This is a genomic window from Chitinophaga sp., assembly GCF_039596135.1.
Classification (GTDB): domain Bacteria; phylum Bacteroidota; class Bacteroidia; order Chitinophagales; family Chitinophagaceae; genus Chitinophaga.
In genome coordinates, this window is the sequence record NZ_JBCNKH010000046.1 from 25,098 (window position 1) to 46,123 (window position 21,026).

The window sequence follows — 21,026 nt, forward strand, 5'->3', positions numbered from 1 at the left end:
AAAACTAAAAAAAATCTATCTCGCACTACGTGATCGCATGATTATGGTCGTACTATCCCGTTTCACTACTTCTGTATTCAGTACGGTAGAAAGCACAAAAAGTGCATCATCCAGCGAAGAAATAAGGATAGGCCCGTTCACCATCCTGCTGTTGAGTGCCGGATCTTCCATGATTATTTTCTTCCCGAAATTATCTTCCAGGTAAACAAGAATATCGCTCACTGTAGGATCCTGTAAGATCAACCGCTGGTTTTTCCATGCACTGAATTTCTCTGGCGAAGTGCTGGCCGTAACGGGTTTCTCATTGCTATACGACACTATCTGACCGGGTGTCATAATAATATCCTGTTCCTTACCATTGGCAAAGGAGAGCTTTATTTTTCCGCTTTGCAATACGATTTCCGTCTTACTCCGCCTTTGCCTGATGTCAAAAACGGTTCCCAGTACGGTGACGGTCAGATCTTTGGTATGCACCAGGAACTGCTTACTCACCTGCTTAACATTAAATAGCGCCTCCCCTTCCAGCCAAATCTCCCTGTTCCTGTAGGTGATCTTTGAATTAGCATTCAGGTCCACCTGCGATCCATCAGGCAGCCTAACCTGTTTTAATTCTCCAAATCCCGTGCTGGCTACAATCTGCTCACTCCTACCGGAGCGCAGCATCCACCAGGCGCCTGCAATCAATATGGCCCCTGTCAACACTGCCGCTGCCCTGAGCAGGATCCGGCGTACAGAGATGCGTGATACCGGCAGGGACTGGATCTGTTGCAAATGTTTCTCCCAGCTGGCTTCCACTTCCTGCTCCGTAGGCGTGTGGGTTACAAACGACATGTTTTCCAGGGATAAGCGGGCATTTTGTATCGTCTCCTTTTGCTGGGGCAGGGCACTGATCACCTCCTGCCAAAAAGCTTCCAGCTCCGCCGACGGCCGGTATACCCATTCCAGGAAATAGGAGTCCGTAAGAAAATCGCTTTCCTTATAATTAATATACTTATATGATATGGGTTCTTTCTTCATGCTAATATATATAGTACAAGGTAGCGCCGATTTTACCCCAAACAAATAATAAATAAGATCATAAACTTCTCTTTTAATGCTAAAAGACTTCTTGCCATAATCTTATATGTAGCTTTAACTGATATATTAAGGATAGATGCCACCTCTTTATAAGAAAGATCCTCGTAATACATGAGGAAGATCGCTTCCAGCTGGCGGCCCGTCAGTGTTTTGATCGCTTTTCGCAATTTAATTTGCAGCTCCTCATTCAGCTCATTGCTGACAATTACATGCTCGCTGGAGAATTCATAATCCTCTTCTGCAGACTGACTAAATACCATTTTTTCGTGCTGCCTGATTTTTCTGATGAGCGTGTAACGGAATGAAGAATAGAGATAAAAATTGGGGGAATCAACATGCGACAGCTTATCCCGCCTGTTCCACAGATCAAGAAATACCTCCTGGATGCTGTCTTCTATAAGATGCGTGTTGCCGGTAAACTTTCTACCGTAATTATAAAACCGCTTGTAGTATTCTTTGTACAACCCGGAGTAGGCGTCGATATCGCCATTCATAATATGTTGAAAAACCGGATTGTCCATTTTTAGATGAATGATTGGTGGAATGAGGGCACAAAATTATCAAAAAATAAATACCCCCCATTTTAAAGATAGCTTGTTATGTTAACTAATTGTTATCGCAGTTTTGGGGGGAAATAAATTTTATGCTATCAACTACCTGATTGTCATACCTTTGCGGGGGTTTAATTTAAAAGAAAAAAATATACGTGTATTTTGTACGCTCATTCATGCAGCGAAATAATTGCCAAAGCGTGGGGTAATTTTTTCATTCGCCAACACTTCTTCTGCAAAAGGAACAAATTCCACTTTAACAAAAAAATCACCAACTATGACGCTGCGCTATTTTAAGCGGTTGCTTGTCGTACTGTTACTGACCGTCACAAGTCAGGTGTATGCACAAAAAGCTGTCCCTGTAATTGATGCCTTGAAAGCTATTACCCGCGAGTACAAAGCCGATTTTGTTTACGATCCGCAGGTAGTAAAGAAAAAAACAACCACCTACAACATCAGCAACTTTGGGGGAAAGAAGCTGGAAGACGTATTAAAAGGGATATTATATCCTAACGATCTTGTATTTCTGTATGTAAAACCTAACTATTACACGATTGTAGAAAAAGACAGAGTAGGAGAATACCAGGCTCCTGTAAAAAAGCTAAACGACGAGGATAAACAGGCAGCTCCCGTGGTACAGAAAATTACCGTAAACGGTGTTGTCACAGATGGCACTCAACCTGTTCCTAATGTCACCATCCTGGAAAAAGGTACTAACAATGGCACAATGACCAAACCTGATGGTAGCTATGCCATCACCGTTGCCAGCCCCGATGCGATCCTGGTCTTTTCCATGATCGGCTTCTCCACCCGTGAAGAAGTAGTGGGAAACCGTGCCAGCATCGCTATAAAGCTGGAAGCAGCCAACAAACAACTGGGCGAAGTGGTGGTGACTGCACTCGGCGTAAAGCGTGATGAAAAAGCATTGGGCTATGCCGTGCAATCTGTAAAAGGTAACACCCTCCAAACTGTAAAAGGGGTAGACCTCGGCACCTCCCTCACCGGCCATATCTCCGGCCTCAATGTAAAGAACTCCACTGAATTCAACGGCACGCCTGCCCTGGAAATGCGTGGCGAAACACCACTGCTGGTAATAGATGGTGTACCGTATGGCAACATGACCATGCGCGATATTCCAACAGATGACATTGAAAGCATCAACATGCTGAAAGGCCCTACCGCTGCAGCATTATATGGCTCCCGTGGGGCAGCCGGTGCCGTGATGATCACCACCAAACGTAGCAAGGAAGATCGCCTCACCGTTGATGTAAACAGCAACACCATGTTCAACCTGGGTTACCTGGCAATTCCTAAAGTGCAAACCTCTTATGGCCATGGCCTGGATGGTAAGATCGCTACTGACTATGTGTGGGGTCCTAAGCTGGACATTGGCCAGACGGCTACACAATGGAATCCCATCACCAAACAGAATGAGGATATGCCACTGGTATCAAGCGGGAAAGATAACCTGAACAATTTCATGCAAACCGGTGCCATCACCAACAACAGCATCAGCGTGACCAAGGGTGGCAAAAATGGTTTCTTCCGGGCAGGGCTGAACCACATTTACAACAAAGGTCAGTTCCCTAACCAAAAACTCAATATCATTAATTATACCATGAGCGGCGAACTGAAAGCAGGTGATAAATTCTCCCTGGAAAGCCACATGGGATACACCCGTACCACCGCTCCTCAGCTATGGGGTAGTGCATATAATCAACAGGGTTATATTTACCAGATATTAATGTGGACAGGTCCGGACTACGACATCCGCCAGTACAAAGACTACTGGGTGACACCCAATCAAAAACAAAACTGGCTGTACACTTCCTGGTACGACAACCCTTACCTGATCGCTTACGAAAAACTGAGAAGTACTGAGCAGAATAAATTGAATGCAAGTCTGTCCATGACCTACAACTTCACCAAAGACCTGAAGCTCATGTTCAGAAACGGTTATGACTATTACAAAAATGAAGACATTGTTCGGAACCCGGCTGGCATTAACTCTACCCGGGGTATCACCATCGGCAATACTTTCGGATTTGACTGGAGCGGTAAAGGTTTATATGGCCAGAACCAAAGCTGGGGAAACAGTATCAACAGCGACCTGTTGCTAACGTATAACAAACAGGTAAGGAAATGGAACTTCGACGCCCTTGGTGGTGCAAGTATTTTCTACTACAAACAAAGGGAACAAGGCGCCAAAACCAGGAATGGTCTGGCTGTTCCGGGCTGGTATTCCCTGGCAAATGCAGTACCTTCTACCACTGCGGGTGTAGATGGCATTGTAACTAACTACGGTACCTGGGCCAAGCAAACCAACTCACTCTACGCAAAAGCTACGCTCTCCTGGAACAGTGCTGTATTCCTGGATATCACCGGTCGTAACGACTGGAGCTCTACCCAGGCCGAAGATCAGCGCTCTTACTTCTACCCTTCTGTGGCGACCAGTGTGCTGATGTCTGAGTTTATCAAAATGCCTAAATGGCTTGATCTGTGGAAAATAAGAGGTTCATGGACAATGACAAAAACACCGCTGGATGTATATGCCAACAACCTGGCTTATACTATCAATAACAGCTGGGGTACGCTGAGCGCCACTACACCCGATAACCTGTCTGGCAGCAACCTGCTGCCAACTACCACCAGGACCTGGGAATTTGGTACAGCCGCCTACCTGTTCAGCAAACGCCTGCATGTGGATGTGGCCTACTTTACCAAGCTATACTACAACAACCAGATTTCACAAACCCTGGCACCGTCTTCAGGTTATGCCACTACCCTGATCAATACAGACGAAACCTATGCACGACGTGGGGTTGAAATTACCCTGGATGGTACTGTTATGAAGAAAGGTCAGTTTACGTGGAACTCAATGGTAAACTTCTCTACCCAGAACAGGTATTATGTAGATATAGACCCCGTGTATTCTGCCAAAAACCTGTGGACTAAAAAAGGGGGTCGTAAAGACGTATTAGCTTATACACAAAAAGCCCTCAGGGATCCTAACGGCAATGTGATCCATCAGGCCGGGTTGCCTATGTTGAGCAGCTATACACAACAGTATGGTTATACAGATCCAAATTTTGTATTCGGGTTTATCAACAACTTTACTTATGGTCACTGGAACCTTGGTATCAGTATCGATGGCCGTATTGGTGGTATGATGTACGACTATGTCTATGCCAAGATGTTCGATACAGGATCTAACCCTGAAACAGATAACAGTCACCGCTATGATGAAGTCGTAAATGGTCAGAAAAATTATGTGGGCAATGGTGTGAAGGTGGTGAGCGGCACGGTTACCTACGACAACAACGGACAAATTACCAGCGATACCCGTACCTACGCGCCAAATGATGTGGCGGTAAGTTACCAGGCCTATGCACGTAAATGGGGTAACTCTTACGAAGTAGGTGTGATGAGTAAAAGCTTTGTAAAAGTTCGTGAAATTTCTCTTGCCTATATGGTGCCACAAACATGGTTTGGCAAATCAGGCATCAGGAATGCTTCACTGGCACTGACAGGACAGAACCTGTTCCTGTTCACCAAATTTAAGTATTCAGATCCGGATGTAGATACCGAAAATATGAATGCGCCGGCGCAGCGTATGGTAGGTTTTAACGTTAAGGTTGGCTTCTAAAAATATACTAACATGACTAAGCATATATATTTAATAGCAGCTCTCGCTATCAGTATCAGCAGCTGTACCAAAAAGTTCGACGACATTAATACCAACCCTGATAAGGCTACCTCTGCCGCATCAGAATGGTTGGCGACCAATATCCTCACTTCGGTGACATCAAGCGATATTTCGTTTAATAACAACTTCCGTCAACCATATTCTCTCGGAAAATATATTGGCTGGACAGAGAAGGTGACTGATTACCAGTATAACAAGATGGTAAGGGTCGATTTCGGCAGATTGCTGGTACTGCGGGATGTGGCGCCCATGATTAATAATGCTACCAGTACGGACCTAAAAAACACCTATGACGGTTTTGGACATTTCATTCGTGCATGGCAGTTTTTCCAGACGACCATGCAGGTGGGTGATATTCCTTACTCCGAAGCGATCCAGGGTTCTACGGGGGTTATTCAGGCTAAGTACGATACGCAGAAAGAAGTGTTCCAGGGCATACTGAAAGAACTGGATCAGGCAGATGAGTTATTATCCAAAGGGGTCAATTTCTCCGGCGATTTCATTTACAAGGGAGATGTTGATAAATGGAGACGACTGGCTAATAGTTTCCAGTTGTATGTATTGATTAATCTTTACAGGAAAACAGCCGATGCGGACCTGGATGTGATCAATAAATTCAAAACAGTGGCTGCCCGGCCGCTGATGCGGGATTTCCATGACAACTTTGCGGTGACCTATACTGCCTCTGCCGGTTATTGCTACCCATGGAGTAACACGGCTGCGCAGCTGAACTCTTTCCTGGATTATCCGGTGCTTTCCAGCTACCTGTTAGACCCGATGAAAGCATCAGCAGACAAACGCCTGTTCTATATGGCAGAACCTTCTCCGGCACAGTTAACGGCAGGATTAACAGCGGCAGATTACGATGCTTACCTGGGTATTGATCCGGCTGATGAACTGGGGGCGATAGTAACGAGTAAGAACGCGGGTAAAACCTGTGCGGTGAACAAACGTTACGAAGCATTGTACAATGCAGAACCGGTTGGGCTGCTGAACTATTGGGATATTCAGTTTATCCTGGCAGAGGCCACTGTGCGTGGCTGGATCTCAGGTACGGATGCGCAGACTTACTATGCCAACGGGATCAAAAGTCATATGAACTTCTTCGCAACGTATACGCCTACCACTTATACGCATGGTATGGCGATGGATGATGCCTACATCAATGCGTTCCCTGCTACGGTGGCGCTGACGGGGTCTGTAGATAACCAGATCAAACAGATCATCACGCAGAAATATATTGCAGGGTTCTTCCAGAATTCAGATTTTAATGCATGGTATGAAAACAGGCGTACGGGATATCCTACGTTTACGTTGAATACGGCTACCAACCTGAATACGCCGGCGTCTTCATTTCCTTTGAGGTGGATGTATCCGCAGAAGGAACTGGATTATAATGCGGCAAATGTGACGAAGGCACTGGCAGATCAGTATGGTGGGAATGATGATCCGAGTAGTGTGATGTGGTTATTGAAGTAAAAAAGTGAGCCGGCTTTTTTTGAGCCGGCTTTCTTATTTATTATGTGCTATAAACAGCGGCCATTGGTGCTCCCGCACCAATACATCCGCCATACTGGGTCTGAATAGCATAGACAAGGCATTCCGCTGGTAGGCCCCTAAGATTGCGAGGCTTTCCGGTGCCTGTTCCCTCAGGAAGTGAGGAATCTCCAATTCCGGCTGCCCTTTCAAAGATACAAAATGTGCCTGCGGTGCATGCATCTCAATCAATTCTTTTACCATTCCCTCATAAGGCAATTCCTGCTCATGCGCAGCCGCCCGTACTGTCACCACATTCAAAGGCAAAGCATTAAACACCGGCAGGATATAAGAGAACATCTTAAAAGCAAAAATCGAAACCGGGGAGCCATCATACAACCAGCAAATCTTTCGTACATCAGTAAAATGCCTGGGTAATAATAATACCGGGCACTTGGCATTTGCGAGAATATCTTTTACAAAAGGTGTGGGCGATTCTTCCGTGAAAGGATTCATGGTTTCGCTCGCATCTATCAGCAACATATCTGCATACCTGCTCTCCTTCAGCACATGCTGTGTAACAGCATCGTTACCCCTGCGCACATTGTAATGAATACCTGCATGCTGACAGGCATGTTCGAACTGTGCAGAACCATTCAGGCTTCTTCTGCCGCTGCCACCGGCATAGGCAAACTCCATCTTTTCTGAAAAGATACCTGTAACAGTCGCATTGTGTTGCAACCCCATTCTAATTGCATATTGAAGGGTACTGTCGCTGAACCTGGACCCGTCGAAAACAGCCACTATTTTTTTCATAACCGTGAAATTAAAATAACGCTTTATTTATGCGCAATAAATACAGGATACCTGTACTCTGAAATATAACTGGTGCAAAAACTTCTCTTAAACAAGTTAGACAAACCCGATCTTCCAAAGGCGCCGGTGACCAGGATGGGTTTAGACATCCCTTCCAGGAAGCGGCTCATCTCCTGCATTTCTAACTGCAGAAAAGTAAGATCGCTGTAATGCCGGCCGGCCAGCTCTTTCATAAAATCTTCATCCGGCATTTCCGGTTGGTGCTTATGCGTAGCATAGACCAATGTAGTAGTGCATTTACAGAGATCACTAAAGAGGTAAGAAAACATTTTGATGGCGAATACCGATGAGCGGGTGCCATCATACGCAAGTATGACATTCTCCGGATAGTCGAACTTTTCCGGTGCCACGATGACGGGACATTCTGTATCATGCAGCACATCGCGCAGGTACTCATTGGGTACTTCCAGTCGTAGGTTCTCATAAAACTTCTGGCTACCCAGGATCATGAGATCTGCGAACCTGCTTTCTTTCTGTAATTTCGAAATGGCATACGGCGAATGATCTTTGTGTACGCGGAATTCAATGTTATTCCTCACACACTCGTTTTCGAACCGCTGAATATTTTCATCTACTTTGTCTTCATCAATTTCAATCTGCAATGGAACATAAAGACCTCCGCCTCCAAATACATACCCTAATCCCGAAAAATCAAGTTCAGGCAAAAAGGCGCCAACCAATAGGATCTTTTCACTTTCATTCAATCTTTTAGCCAATCCAAGTGCTCCATTAGAATAATGTGTACCATCAAAGGCAACGATTACTTTTCTCATGGCTTTGAATTAAGAAATGAACAAATTGGGGAACACCTTCAATTTCATTAAAAGCAACGGCAATAAATATGACCGTCATCAAGCTAGTAGATGACTTTGCTTAGCTTATCTACATCCAGAATAAAAATAACTCCTTTTCTGATATCTATCAACTCTTCATCCCTGAAGTCTGACAGGGTACGGGCAAAGGATTCTTTGGCCACGCCTGCCAAGGCTGCGAGGTTGCTTCTGCTGATGCGAATGCCTTCGTTGTTATATTTCTTATTGACGGCCAATAGCGTGTCTGCAGTTTTCTTTCTCAATGAATCATAGGCAACTTTTAATAACTGTCCTTCCTTGTCATCTACATTCTGAGCGAGAATTTTTATGAGCTGGCTCTGGGCATAATTGTTTTCCGTAACCATGCGGTCAAAGTCAGCATTGGGTATCACAGCCAGTTCTACATCATCGACAGCTTCTGCGCTTTCGTGGTAACTGGTTTTATTAATAATGGCCACATGGCCCAGGAAACCTTCATTATAGAGCGCAGTGATCAGTTCACGGCCATCTTCGCATACCTTGAATGTTTTGACTTTTCCTTTTAAGATATAGAACAGGCAGGATGGATGATTGCCTTCCTGGTAAATGAGCTGTTTGTTTTTATAATAGCGGATATTCCTGTTCCTGATCAGGTCCTGCAAAGGATCGTCCAACAGGAGATTGCCCCTTTTCACTGCTGATTTTTTAAGCCTGCATTCTATCGAGTTTAACAGTTCCGAAGATTCAAAGGGCTTGGTAATATAGTCATCTGCGCCAAGGTCCATACCTCTGCGAACCTCCGCCCGGTCGGACCTGGAAGTCAGAAAAATAAATGGAATACTACTGGTTTCCTTATTATTGTTTAATACCTGGAGGACGACAAACCCATCTAAGATAGGCAATGTCAGGTCACAAATAATAAGGTCAGGATGTTTCTCTTCTGCAAGCAATATCCCCTCTTTACCGTCAACTGCCTCTAATACCGTGTAATTTGCCAGCCCAAGTATTTCAACAATTTCCTCCCGTACAGCAGTGTTATCTTCGATAACAAGAATAGTAGACATACAGCTGTGGATTTTTTTGAGTTCACTCAAAACTACGCACAATCGCAGACCTATTAATTGATGGCTGTCAACTAACAAGGAAACAACTATCTATGATAAATATCAGTTAATGTAATTAATATGACAGAAAATAGGGATTGACGAGTTCGGGCTTGTTATAAGTGAGTTCTTCTTTGACATTTGTATGATAAACGCCCCGGTTGGATGCATTTAATATAGCATGTGCGGCAGCAGTGTCCCATTCCATGGTAGGAAAGAGTCGTGGATAAAGATCTGCTTTGCCTTCGAGCAGGAGCATAAATTTGAGAGAACTGCCCATAGAGGTGAGGGTGACGTTGGAGAACCGGGAGATGAATGCTTTCGTTTCGTCTGACAAGTGAGAGCGGGAGGCAACGATGGTAATAGATGGTTTCAGCAGCAGCTCCTCTAATGTGCGTCGGGCTGACAGCTTTGGTATTTCCTGGTCATTTTTATATACGCCTGTTTCCGCACTTCCATAATAAAGATCCCCCAGTACAGGCGCATAAACTACACCTGCCAGGGGTTTATTGCGGTGCATGAAAGCGATATTAACGGTAAACTCTCCATTTTTATGGATGAATTCTTTTGTGCCATCGAGCGGGTCAACAAGCCAGTAATATTCCCATTGGGATCTTGTTTGGAAATCCTGGTGACTACCTTCTTCTGATAAAACAGGGAAATTTGTTTGCAACAGGTAATCAGTAATAATAGTGTGAGCAGCCTTGTCAGCAGCAGTAACGGGAGATTTGTCTGCTTTTTTCTGCGTGTCGAAAGAATTCGATTCGTATATATTTAATATAGCCTTGCCTGCTTCAATGGCAGCCTTATTTGCGATTGGTAATAATTGTTGCATCATGTGCAAAGATAAAAAAGAGTGGGTAGAGAAATCCACCCACTTGTAACCTTTGGAACAAAATGCTGTATGAACTTCAATCGAAGCATTTAGCGCTTAAAAGTACCCCGCATTTGGTTCCTGAAACAATAATGACCATCACAACTCCACGGGTAATCAGTCAATCATTACTGTTATTGAAATCATTTTTATACCAGTACGTCCAGGCACTGCATAGTTTTGTAACCGTCAGCGACCTTTCTGCCTTTCTCAGTTTTAGTTAATAAAAAGTTGACAGTGTTTCCAATTATTGTCAGACATGCAATAAAGGAGATTGCTTTGATGTACTTTTTCATAATTGTACGGGTTTACGATATGAAGTTACCATGGGTAAAGATGGCGGGGAATGATGGTACTCAAGGGGGTGATTGATTAGGATCAGTCGCGTATTTTATTGATTTACAAGTAAATAAAAATATTTGCAACATTGTTTAATTTCCATTCCTATATTTGCATCGCTGATGCAATAAAAAGAATGCTTATGAATAAAGGATGGGATGCTATAGGAATCGGAGCATCGTTAGCTTGTGCGGTGCATTGTGTGTTATTACCCCTGGTATTTACCACATTGACTTTATTTGGGGTTGAGTTTATTGAGAATAAATATTTGGAAGTGCTGACGATTGTCGTTTCGATGTGTGCGGGGAGTTGGGCATTGATAAGGGGGTATAGGAGTCACCACCGGTTATCGTTGGTATTGTACTTTGTTATTGGCCTGGGGTTAATGATTGCGGGGAATTTTATGCATGGACATTATGCGGAGATTTTGAGCAAATTAGCGGGCGCGGTATTAATTATTACGGCCCATGTGAGGAATATTAGTGTTTGCAGGCATTGATTCGATTGAAGTGGTGTTGAGGGTTGACATTTTTTGTGTCATGCATATCCTGAAACGAAATAATAGCAGGCAAATATTTTTTTGCCGAATCCTGACAAGTTGAACAGGGAAAGAGTAAATGAACCGGTTTTTTTGGGGATATGGCATTAAAACAGAGCGGCGGATTCAAATCCGCTGCTTTGTTTTAATGCAGTGAAGGGGAATCACACTTTTATAATCCTTTTTGAGGTCTGTTTTTTTCCTAAGGTCTTCAACAACCTTTGACATAGCATTTATTTTCTTAGTAAGGGCATTGAAATCTCGATATTTAACGGGTAGGTTTTCAGAACTTTTCCTTAGTTTCCTGTTCCGGCAGTCAAAAGGGAATTAATTTCTATGGAATAAACAGTCTACTGAATACCGATAGGATGTCTCTTTTACTTAATACGGTAGCACTTATCACAAATCAATTTCACCGGATGCATATATAAATATTGTGACAATTAAATGGTAATAACGGGGGCGGCTATCCTGTTAACAGTTTAATCAACGACCATTTCTGTCGATTTTTTGTCGATTTAAGTAATATCTGGTCTAAGTAAAGGTAAGTCTTTAAGACAGGAGGGAGTGTTGTAAGATTGTGAAAATCAACTCCTTAACTGCAAGGTAGTGTAAAATAAAATGAGATCACATTTCTGTGATCTCAAGTTCCAGAGGTATCGAGCGGATTCGAACCGCTGTAGGAGCTTTTGCAGAGCTCAGCCTAGCCGCTCGGCCACGATACCATTTTTTTTCGTGCCCAGTAATTTTCCGGGATTGCAAAAGTAGTAAATTCCTGATATTTGCCAAATATTTTTCAAATTAAATATATTTTTTCATGGAAAATAATCGAATTGCCGAATCAGAATTGATCCTCAATAACCGCGGGGCCGTGTACCATCTCGATGTAAGACCAGAGGAATTAGCCGATACCATTATCACCGTTGGCGACCCGGACAGGGTAGCCGTAGTGAGCAAACATTTTGATAAGGTAGAGGTGACCCGACAGCACCGGGAGTTTGTCACGCATACCGGTTACATCGGTAAGAAGAGAATTTCTGTGGTATCTACGGGGATTGGAACCGATAATATCGATATCGTGCTCAATGAACTGGATGCCCTCGTTAATATAGATTTTGCTTCCAGGACTGTGAAAGATCAGCTGACTGCCCTGAAAGTAATCCGGTTGGGTACCTCAGGTTCCCTGCAGGCGAGCGTACCAGTGGATAGTTTTGTCGTGTCTTCCCATGGTTTAGGTTTGGATAACCTGCTGCCCTGGTACCAGTTTGAAAATACTGTGGCAGAAAAGGCTCTTTTAGCGGCTTTTGGCAAACAGGTGGTTATACAGCCGGGAAGTGCCAATCCAACGCTTTTTAGCGCCTCTGAGGCCCTTGCTGCTCAATTTAAGGAGGGGTATCATGCGGGTATTACCATTACCTGCCCCGGATTTTATGCGCCACAGGGTCGTGCACTGAGAGGAAAGCTCTCTCATCCGGACCTGCTGGATCAGCTGACCGCTTTTAAAGATGGGGAACATTTCATTTCTAACTTTGAAATGGAGACATCCGGCATTTATGGCATGGGCAGAATTTTAGGTCATGACTGCCTGTCTATAAGTGCAATTGTTGCCAACAGGGTAAAGAAGGAGTTTTCTAAAGATGGGGTTGCAGCGGTAGAAACGCTGATTCAGAAATCCCTGGGTATCATTGAGAAGTTATAAAAGATCGTAGCGTCGAACAAGCGACCATACAAACGTTATAAAAGAAATTGTACCCAGGGTTAAATTACCCTGGGTACAATTCACTCCAAAGTCAATTATTTATTATTAAGGTCCGGTTTAATGAACGACCAGTGTGTTTGTATGATTTTCCATTGCCCGTTTTCTTCAAACCTGTATACTTCAGTACAATTCCATTTATAAATATGATTTCCTTCATAGGAATAAAGATTAAAAGTTAGGGTCACCATATATTTTGTAGCTTGCACTTTCGGCGCGATCATGTCACACCTGTGTACATGAACTTCTCCTATAAAAGGTTCATAATATCTTCTCAATGCCTCCAAACCATCAAGTCTTTCTTCAATAAAAGGATCAAAGTAAACTACATCATCTGCTGAAAGGTTAATATAAGCACTTGGGTCTCCTTTATTCCATTTTTCTAAAGCAGCTTTTTCCAAGGCAATGATTGTTGTAGCTATTTCCGTAGCTTCTGCCAGTGAAAGTGATGTCATTTTTCCCATAAGATAAACTTTGATTATTCACCAAAATTAGACAGCAATGGAATGAATACCGGAACAGAAACCATGGATTAAATGACACTTTTCAGGGATTGATTTGTCTGCGAAACTGATGGGGTGTAAAATTGGTATGCTCTTTAAATATTCTTATGAAATAGGTTGGGTTTTCATAATTTAGAGAATAGGCGATTTCATCAACCCCTAAACTTGTATACTGCAACATCCGTTTAGCCTCCCCAATATTTCTATTTAGAATATATTTTTTGGCACTTATTCCAAAATAATTTTTCACCAGGCTATTTAGATGCCCACTTGTAATGTGAAGTTGTTGGGCATAGTATTCTACCGACCGATGCTTATAATGGTTTGTATCTACAAATTGGATAAAGTCACTAACATATTTACTCACCCGATTTTCCATTGATGATGGATAAGTTGAATGAAATTTCCTATTCAATAGTACCAATACCTGGTATAGCAATGCACGAAGTATATGCTTATCATTCTTTTTAAATTCCAAAATTTCAGATCTTATGTTTTGCAGTAAACCTAATATCCTGGAAAATTCATCGGAGTCTAATAGTAAAGCGTGTGGGAGGCCACTGGTTCCAAAATATGGAAGATTTTTTACAAATCCTGCATCATTAAAGAACGTGCATAAAAATTCTTCTTCAAAAATCAACGCATAACCCTTGGGTATTATGTTGACACCCCACTCTCGTATCTGACCCGGGGACGAAAAAAACGCACTTCCCGGAGAGAGGGGATACAATTGACTATCAACAAAAAATGATCCCTGGCCATCAACAATGAAAGTAATATCATAATAGGCCAAACGTTGGACAGGTGAAACCTTTATATATCTTTCCAGGTCTTGAAGACCGACAAGATCTATAAGCAGTTCTTCGCCATATTTTCTCCTGAAAAAATCGTATTTCGTAATCATATTGTGTTCTGGTAAGTCTGCTGCCATTCCTTACAAATTATTTAAAACAATCTGTTGATCAGAAAGAAAGACTATCCGTTTGATTTCTTATGCATTCTTTTTGCTCTTTACCTTCTGCTTTTCTGATAGATTCTGTTAGAATAATATCATGCCAATCCCCACGGCATTTAAAACTGAAAAACGCGCAAATACCTCCCACTACCGTTCCTCCTACCTGAAAAAATAACTAACATGTGCAATGGCAGCAAACTTACTCCCCGCTGTAAAAGCGATACTATTTACCGCTTCCTGCCCCTTCAACCTTGTTGTTGTTTCAAACTGGGTTTCTTTCCATTGCACATTGAAGAGGTTATTAACAGTAATTCCCACTTCAAATTTCTTTTTCGTATAGTTTATTACCATATCATTGACAAAATACCCCTTTGCTATAAGGGAATAATCTTCATTGGCCGGTCGGTTTCCCAACCAGCGGTAACGAAGACTGCCATTGAACCCATTTTTAAAGGAATAGGCAACACCTCCTGTGCTGCTCCATACAGGTGCCAGCGGGATATAGTTTTCGCCTTTAGGGTCATCTAATGAGCGACCACGGGCATAATTTACATCCACATCAACATATAATGGCGAAATAGGTTGATAACGAACAGAGAGATCCCCTCCTATCCTGCGAGTCCTGCCACTGAATTCTACAGACCCGCCATCTCCTGCATAGACGTATTCTTTTTGCAGGTAACTGTACCATAGCGCTCCACTGATAACCAGGTTACCCGTTGGCTTCAGTACGGTTCCCAGGTCTGCACCATATGCAGCAGGTAAGGTTGGCCCGTTCTTTTCTGTTACCACTACCCTGGTATCGTTTGAGTGAAAACCTTTACCAAGGAATAGATAAACCTGTGCGCTCTTCGTGGGCTGGTAGTAAAAGTTGAGTTTAGGACTGACAGTGTTATTATTAGCTGTGGATACCACTGAATCCAACTTATTATTGTATTTATAAAAGAACTGATCGAATCGTAATCCGGCATTCATGGTGAAATGTTGGCTGAACTGAAGGGTCTCGTTGACATACGCTCCTGCACTGAATTCCGTAATGTCTCCCAGTTGGATCCGGTCCAGCAGTGTATAGCGGTTTGCTACGTGTGACAATTCTGTATTTTGGGTTCCGTCGTAGCGGGCATTGATGCCGGCGTCTGTTATAATTTTAGCATTGCCGAGGTATCCTTCGTGTACATAACTGCCATTGTAGCCAACCAGGTTACGACCTTCTGCCTGGTGAATCTCATCACCGTTTACAGTATCTTCAAGGTAAAAGGTGAAGTTGGAATAAAGGTCAAATGTATAGCGAGTATAGTATAACTGGTTTTTGACCATATCATGATTGCTCAGGGTAGTCAGTAATGCTGCGTTTACATTGGTCCTCGTGGTCTTGCCGCCTTCATCCGGGTCCAGTTCTCCATAAAAGCCGGTGATGCCTTCCGTTACAGCATAATCAGGGATCTGGCCGGATGCATTCCATTTGCTGTATAAAGTAGAGGCGGACAATGTGAACCAGTTGTTGGTATTCAACTGCCCGTGGTATTTTGTAAAGAAGTTGAACCTGTTAAAATGCTGCGGGTTATCGAAATAACTGTCGCTATAACGGTATTCCGATGCTGCATACCAGGATTGGTTATGGGTCTTTGCCTTTTCGCCCAGCAGGTTCACCATACCTAATACACGATATGTATTGTATTGCCCGCCTTCCAGTCTGAATAGGTTATTAGTGATAGCATTAATAGTATGAAAATCAGCGAAACCGGTCACTGCCAGATCTCCCTTTTGTGCATCGTACATACCTTTTTTGTAAGTGGTGCTTTCGATGGTTTCGGGAATGATGAAGTGGCTGTCAGCATATCCCTGGCCATGTGCATGAGAGACCATATTGATTGCCATGCCATCTACAGAAAGGCGGATGTCGGTGCCGTGGTCATTGTCAAGGCCACGGGCAAAGATTTGTTCGGCCTTACCACCACCCTGGTGCTGGCCTATGAATAACCCGGGAATGATGCGGAGCACTTCCTGTGAGTTGGTAATACCACGGGTTTTGATATCGGTTTCTCCAATGGCTTTGTAAGGGTTGGGATTGGCTGCTGAGACTACTACGTCAGACAACAGGGTAGTTTTGGGAACAAGTACGATCGCCTGGTCCTTTTTGATATCGGATGAATGAATGGTTTTCTCTTCATAGCCGATGGCTGAGAACTTTATCTGTCCGGATGGTTGTTTGAATGAGAAACGCCCGCCTTCGTCAGAGATGTCTGTCAGGTTGCCAGGCGTAATTACAACGGTAACACCGCTGACTGGCAAAAGACTGGTCTGATCTATGATTTTCCCGGCAATATATCCTGTCTGACCATAGGAGTATTGCGTGATTAACATTAATAAGAAAAGCGGGATGAATAATTTCATTAGAATTTGTTGTATAAGTATAGCCTATGGAATTATTTTGATAACTCCATTAGAAACTGAAAGTATTTGAAAGTTTAATCAGATAGCCATCCATTTTCACCCGAAACTGATGGATACGTGTTGCTATTGGCAGGTCTTCTGGCTCCCTGAAATTCCGGTGGCCTTCCCGTCCCTGGAGGACAGTGGCAAAGTGGAGAACCGGAATCTGGTTCAGGTAACAGCTACGGGGATAGCTCCGGGATTGCACCGGATTCCCTTTTAATACCCTGATTAATGAGGTAACCATTAGCGAAGCAAATGTATAAAAAATTATTTATCCAACTGGCAGTTTAGTGGGTAAGGAGGGATTTGCAGGGGTGAATAGCGGCTTGATAGGATTGGTAAGGAATCCTTCCTGCCTCAAAGACCAGCCAATAAATTACCACTTTTATGAAGAACCGATTTACCTTCTCATTACTGAATACTGACTATGTACAATTGAATGAGAGTTGGAACTATCTGGCGCGCAGTTTTTAATCCTGACATCTAATTATTCATTTGCGGAGATCGCCGGACAAACAGGGTTTGATAGCCTGAGTTATTTTGCCAGGGGTTTTAAATGCATGACGGGACAAACCCCAGGCATTTACAGGGATGGCCATGCTTACACCCTATAAAAAAATCCTGCCGGCTTTCTGAAAAACCTGGCAGGATATACTTCCACTTAAACGTATTAATTTATTTGCAGCGGCACGGCATAGGATGGGAAACCAGATTGCAGGGGCAATGTTACTTCCAATCCATCCGGACTGCGGCTGAATTTCAAAGCTACACCGGGCAATGAAACTTTGCTGATAGTGCCGGGATAATGAAGGCTGCCTGCAGCAAGGCTCTTAATCAGTAGCTTCCCATCTTCCGGCCATTCCATCACGGTAGCATAAAGCGTATCGCCCTTAGTTACAAACCTAATATCTGCCGCAGTATAGGGTCGCCCCTTCCCCTCATTGAACCCCTGCGCATTTAAAGGCGCCGCACTTTCCAGTGAAGGGCCTTCGCCAAATACTTTCCAGGGCCGGGTACCATAAATACTGTCTCCGTTTACAGACATCCACTGCCCTATTTCCTCCACGATCTTTCGCTCCTCTGCATCAATAGTGCCGTTTCCCCTTATTGGGATATTCAATAGCAGGTTCCCATTTTTACTGACAATGTCTACCAGCATCTGGATAACCATTTTTGCGCTTTTATAACCCTTTCTTTCGAAGATCTCCCTGTCGTAATGCCAATCGCCTATACAGGTATCCGTTTGCCAGGGTAAGGGCTCTATATTGTTACTTTGCCCCCGTTCAATATCCCAAACCATACATTTGCGCTGCTGCTCATCCAGAATTTTACCGTTGATAACCACTTCCAGTGACTTTCGGGTTTTCAGACTCCGGTTATAAAAATGAGCGGCAATACGCAACCCGGCATCACTCACCGGCCATAGCGGCAGTGCTGTGTCATCAAAATAAACCAGGTCAGGATCATAACTGTTAATGAGGTCCACCGTTCGGTTATAAAACTTTTCGCAGTAGGCTGATGAAGGGGGGCAAACCCCATTTCCCCAGTTCCACTGGCGATGGATCATTCCATTGTCATAACTGTTTTCACTCAAAGCATGATCCTGGGCATATAAATCCTGCGGATTCAAACCATCCCACCATGTACCTTTTCCCTCTTTTTTGGTACGCTTCCCATCATACGGAATGCCGGCATATGGTCCCTGCTTATCTGCTCTTTGTGCAGTTTCCATCCAGCTCCAGGCGTGTGCTGCATGTACACTTACGCCAAAATGTAATCCCTGTTTTCTGGCGGCCTTTACCCATCCGCTCATAAGGTCTTTTTTAGGCCCCACCTGCACACTGTTCCAGGCAGGCTGATATTTACTGTCATAAAGGTCCAGATTATCATGATGGTTGGCCAGTGCAATGAAATATCTGGCACCAGCCCGTTTATAGAGCGCTACCAGGGCATCCGGGTCCCAGCTCTCTGCTTTCCATTCATGGATCACATCCTTGAATCCAAATCCGGAGGGATGCCCGTATTTCTTCAAATGAATATTATACTGCCTGTGTCCTTCCATATACATGTGGCGCGCATACCAATCTCCGCTTTCAGGTTGGCATTGCGGCCCCCAATGTGCCCATATACCAAACTTTGCGTCGCGAAACCACCCGGGCGTTCGAAATTGTTCCAGCGAAGACCATGTGGGCTGAAATGGCCCCTTCATCATCCGTTCCCCACCTGCAGAAAAAGCCTGTAATCTTCCGGGCAACAGCATTGCTGCTCCCGCTATGCCCATTTGTTTGATTAATGTTCTTCTATTCACCGGCAAATGTTTTTTAGTTCATAAATTATCCTATCTGAAATAAAATTGGATAATTTTTGAAGATTCCCCATTGTACAGATCAGACTTTCTTTTGCATTTTTCCGGTTAGTAAATGTCAACTCATTTTTGGAAGGTGATTTAAACAAGTTTTATATTTTTCACTGCCCATAATGTAGAATCTACTCCCGCTAAAAACATTCCCACTTCTGCAATATAAAATAGTATTGCATTGTCCGCCAGGACAATCTAACAAATTGATTACCACAACATAACGAGCATTTATTGCAATATACAATTTGTTATGGTATAATATTTAGGACTCCTCTTCATAGAAATTTCACGCATGTATAAGATGCAAAAAATAGTCATATTGGTTGTCATGTGTTATGCCTGGCTACCAGCCTTTTCGCAACATGAACACCACATGCCGGCGAAAAAAGACTCCATGCAGTCTCGCAGGGACACCCCGATGCAACATGAAATGGGGATGGATATGCCTCCCATGAGCCATGCATTTTCGTTACACCTGCCCATGAACAGGAATGGATCAGGCACAGGATGGTTGCCCGATGCTTCACCAATGTATGGCTATATGATCCACACTAATAACTGGATGTACATGTTACATGGAAGCATTTTTATCAGGTACAACAACCAGGACTTTACAAATAAGGGAGTAAGAGGAGATGACCGGTTTGATGCACCCACATGGTTTATGTTCATGGGCCAGCGCAGAATAGGGCAAAATGGTCTTTTTCACTTTAGTTCCATGTTTTCCCTTGATCCACTCATAGAGGGCAGAAGAGGTTATCCTTTATTATTTCAAACCGGAGAAAGCTATAAAGGCCAACCCCTCGTTGACCGGCAGCACCCCCATGATCTTTTCTCCGAATTATCCGTTAGCTACTCCTATGCATTTTCAAAAAAGATGGATGCTTTCATTTATCTCGCTTACCCTGGCGAACCGGCACTAGGACCTGTTACATTTATGCACCGGCCTTCTGCTCTTGACAATCCTAACTCGCCCATTTCACACCATTGGGTCGATGCCACCCATATCACCTTTGGTGTGGTTACGGTAGGGGTTCGATACAACAAATTTAAACTGGAGGGCTCGTCGTTCACCGGCAGGGAACCGAATGAGGATCGGTATAATTTTGATAAACCACGATTTAATTCCTGGAGTGGGAGATTTTCTTTTAATCCATCAGATAATTGGGCCTTACAGTTTTCTCACGGCTATGTAAAAAGCCCTGAGGAGCTCCATCCTGATGAGAATATTCATAAAACTACGGCGTCAGCTATATACAGCATTGACATGGGTAATGGCAACAACATCAATGCAACAGTACTCTGGGGTATGAACAAACAAAAGGAATATAAAGGTGAAAATGCTTTTATGGCAGAAGGGGCCTGGAGAAAAAACCGGCTGGCTGTATATACAAGATACGAATTCACTGAAAAGTCAGGAGAAGAACTGGTGCTTGCACCAATGTTTGAAGACCATGATATATTTAGCATTCATGCATTTACATTGGGCAGCAATTATGACCTCTTTGAACTAAAACACACTAAAGTAGCCGGAGGCATACAATGGAGTATTTATCATACGCAGGCATCCCTCAATACGCTATATGGCAAAAACCCAATGGCCTTGCAGGTATATTTAAGAATATATCCTTCGCTGATGAAGATGTAGTCAAAAAAGTTTGATTTGATAAATGTTCAGGAAAATAA

General features: G+C 43.5%; 16 protein-coding genes, 1 tRNA gene and 1 riboswitch. Of the genes, 5 read left to right on the plus strand and 12 right to left on the minus strand.

Annotated features, from left to right (window positions below; all coding sequences use genetic code 11):
• Window positions 1-15: 15 nt before the first annotated feature.
• Entirely contained in the window at window positions 16-1,017 is a 1,002-nt protein-coding gene (locus tag ABDW16_RS22345; protein WP_343672835.1) for a FecR domain-containing protein, read from the minus strand.
• Between the two features lie 32 nt (window positions 1,018-1,049).
• Window positions 1,050-1,598 (minus strand): sigma-70 family RNA polymerase sigma factor, encoded by a 549-nt coding sequence (locus ABDW16_RS22350; protein WP_343672837.1) that lies wholly within the window; start codon window positions 1,596-1,598, stop codon window positions 1,050-1,052.
• Window positions 1,599-1,905: 307 nt separating this feature from the next.
• Here ABDW16_RS22350 and ABDW16_RS22355 point away from each other — a divergent pair, with 307 nt between their 5' ends.
• Both ABDW16_RS22355 and ABDW16_RS22360 read left to right on the plus strand, forming a co-directional pair.
• Window positions 1,906-5,274, plus strand: a complete 3,369-nt coding sequence (locus ABDW16_RS22355) for a SusC/RagA family TonB-linked outer membrane protein (protein WP_343672839.1) — start codon at window positions 1,906-1,908, stop codon at window positions 5,272-5,274.
• 12 nt (window positions 5,275-5,286) lie between these two features.
• Window positions 5,287-6,813, plus strand: coding sequence for a SusD/RagB family nutrient-binding outer membrane lipoprotein (locus ABDW16_RS22360; protein WP_343672841.1), 1,527 nt, complete (start codon window positions 5,287-5,289; stop codon window positions 6,811-6,813).
• 33 nt (window positions 6,814-6,846) lie between these two features.
• Here the strand turns inward: ABDW16_RS22360 and ABDW16_RS22365 are convergent, their stop codons facing one another.
• The 5 genes from ABDW16_RS22365 to ABDW16_RS22385 all read right to left on the minus strand — a co-directional run bounded on the left by ABDW16_RS22365 (window position 6,847) and on the right by ABDW16_RS22385 (window position 10,750).
• Window positions 6,847-7,626, minus strand: coding sequence for a universal stress protein (locus tag ABDW16_RS22365; RefSeq protein WP_343672843.1), 780 nt, complete (start codon window positions 7,624-7,626; stop codon window positions 6,847-6,849).
• A gap of 23 nt (window positions 7,627-7,649) precedes the next feature.
• On the minus strand, window positions 7,650-8,459 hold the full coding sequence (locus ABDW16_RS22370) for a hypothetical protein (protein WP_343672844.1): 810 nt from the start codon (window positions 8,457-8,459) through the stop codon (window positions 7,650-7,652).
• 83 nt (window positions 8,460-8,542) lie between these two features.
• Window positions 8,543-9,541 (minus strand): response regulator, encoded by a 999-nt coding sequence (locus ABDW16_RS22375; protein ID WP_343672846.1) that lies wholly within the window; start codon window positions 9,539-9,541, stop codon window positions 8,543-8,545.
• A 115-nt stretch (window positions 9,542-9,656) separates the two neighbouring features.
• Entirely contained in the window at window positions 9,657-10,418 is a 762-nt protein-coding gene (gene cysQ, locus ABDW16_RS22380) for a 3'(2'),5'-bisphosphate nucleotidase CysQ (protein WP_343672848.1), read from the minus strand.
• 185 nt (window positions 10,419-10,603) lie between these two features.
• A complete protein-coding gene (locus ABDW16_RS22385) occupies window positions 10,604-10,750 on the minus strand; it encodes a hypothetical protein (RefSeq protein WP_343672850.1) in 147 nt (48 codons plus the stop codon).
• 185 nt (window positions 10,751-10,935) lie between these two features.
• On the opposite strand from ABDW16_RS22385, the gene ABDW16_RS22390 reads away from it, so the two are divergent.
• Window positions 10,936-11,292 carry a MerC domain-containing protein gene (locus ABDW16_RS22390; protein ID WP_343672852.1) on the plus strand — a complete coding sequence of 119 codons (357 nt, stop codon included), beginning with the start codon at window positions 10,936-10,938 and terminating at the stop codon, window positions 11,290-11,292.
• A 693-nt stretch (window positions 11,293-11,985) separates the two neighbouring features.
• Here the strand turns inward: ABDW16_RS22390 and ABDW16_RS22395 are convergent.
• Window positions 11,986-12,056: transfer RNA gene (locus tag ABDW16_RS22395), tRNA-Cys, on the minus strand.
• A 92-nt stretch (window positions 12,057-12,148) separates the two neighbouring features.
• Here ABDW16_RS22395 and ABDW16_RS22400 point away from each other — a divergent pair.
• Window positions 12,149-13,030: a nucleoside phosphorylase gene (locus ABDW16_RS22400; protein ID WP_343672854.1), complete on the plus strand. Its 882-nt coding sequence runs from the start codon at window positions 12,149-12,151 to the stop codon at window positions 13,028-13,030.
• Window positions 13,031-13,125: 95 nt separating this feature from the next.
• Here the strand turns inward: ABDW16_RS22400 and ABDW16_RS22405 are convergent, their stop codons facing one another.
• The 4 genes from ABDW16_RS22405 to ABDW16_RS22420 form a co-directional block, all read right to left on the minus strand.
• Entirely contained in the window at window positions 13,126-13,551 is a 426-nt protein-coding gene (locus tag ABDW16_RS22405) for a nuclear transport factor 2 family protein (RefSeq protein ID WP_343672856.1), read from the minus strand.
• Between the two features lie 82 nt (window positions 13,552-13,633).
• The gene (locus tag ABDW16_RS22410; protein ID WP_343672858.1) at window positions 13,634-14,521 is read right to left on the minus strand and encodes an AraC family transcriptional regulator; all 888 of its coding nucleotides are present in this window, start codon (window positions 14,519-14,521) and stop codon (window positions 13,634-13,636) included.
• Window positions 14,522-14,704: 183 nt separating this feature from the next.
• Window positions 14,705-16,939 (minus strand): TonB-dependent receptor, encoded by a 2,235-nt coding sequence (locus ABDW16_RS22415; protein WP_343672860.1) that lies wholly within the window; start codon window positions 16,937-16,939, stop codon window positions 14,705-14,707.
• Window positions 16,940-17,049: 110 nt separating this feature from the next.
• Window positions 17,050-17,241: riboswitch (cobalamin riboswitch) on the minus strand.
• A 410-nt stretch (window positions 17,242-17,651) separates the two neighbouring features.
• Entirely contained in the window at window positions 17,652-19,289 is a 1,638-nt protein-coding gene (locus tag ABDW16_RS22420) for an alpha-L-fucosidase (RefSeq protein ID WP_343672862.1), read from the minus strand.
• Between the two features lie 343 nt (window positions 19,290-19,632).
• Between ABDW16_RS22420 and ABDW16_RS22425 the strand changes: the two genes are divergently transcribed.
• Window positions 19,633-20,988, plus strand: coding sequence for a hypothetical protein (locus ABDW16_RS22425; RefSeq protein ID WP_343672864.1), 1,356 nt, complete (start codon window positions 19,633-19,635; stop codon window positions 20,986-20,988).
• Window positions 20,989-21,026 lie beyond the last annotated feature (38 nt).

Coding starts and splice junctions, on each gene's coding strand:
- ABDW16_RS22375 (WP_343672846.1), bottom strand. CDS start 9,541: ATGTCTACTATTCTTGTTATCGAAGATAACACTGCTGTACGGGAGGAA.
- ABDW16_RS22410 (WP_343672858.1), bottom strand. CDS start 14,521: ATGGCAGCAGACTTACCAGAACACAATATGATTACGAAATACGATTTT.
- ABDW16_RS22370 (WP_343672844.1), bottom strand. CDS start 8,459: ATGAGAAAAGTAATCGTTGCCTTTGATGGTACACATTATTCTAATGGA.
- ABDW16_RS22400 (WP_343672854.1), top strand. CDS start 12,149: ATGGAAAATAATCGAATTGCCGAATCAGAATTGATCCTCAATAACCGC.
- ABDW16_RS22365 (WP_343672843.1), bottom strand. CDS start 7,626: ATGAAAAAAATAGTGGCTGTTTTCGACGGGTCCAGGTTCAGCGACAGT.
- ABDW16_RS22405 (WP_343672856.1), bottom strand. CDS start 13,551: ATGGGAAAAATGACATCACTTTCACTGGCAGAAGCTACGGAAATAGCT.
- ABDW16_RS22385 (WP_343672850.1), bottom strand. CDS start 10,750: ATGAAAAAGTACATCAAAGCAATCTCCTTTATTGCATGTCTGACAATA.
- ABDW16_RS22345 (WP_343672835.1), bottom strand. CDS start 1,017: ATGAAGAAAGAACCCATATCATATAAGTATATTAATTATAAGGAAAGC.
- cysQ (WP_343672848.1), bottom strand. CDS start 10,418: ATGATGCAACAATTATTACCAATCGCAAATAAGGCTGCCATTGAAGCA.
- ABDW16_RS22350 (WP_343672837.1), bottom strand. CDS start 1,598: ATGGACAATCCGGTTTTTCAACATATTATGAATGGCGATATCGACGCC.
- ABDW16_RS22390 (WP_343672852.1), top strand. CDS start 10,936: ATGAATAAAGGATGGGATGCTATAGGAATCGGAGCATCGTTAGCTTGT.
- ABDW16_RS22355 (WP_343672839.1), top strand. CDS start 1,906: ATGACGCTGCGCTATTTTAAGCGGTTGCTTGTCGTACTGTTACTGACC.
- ABDW16_RS22415 (WP_343672860.1), bottom strand. CDS start 16,939: ATGAAATTATTCATCCCGCTTTTCTTATTAATGTTAATCACGCAATAC.
- ABDW16_RS22425 (WP_343672864.1), top strand. CDS start 19,633: ATGTATAAGATGCAAAAAATAGTCATATTGGTTGTCATGTGTTATGCC.
- ABDW16_RS22360 (WP_343672841.1), top strand. CDS start 5,287: ATGACTAAGCATATATATTTAATAGCAGCTCTCGCTATCAGTATCAGC.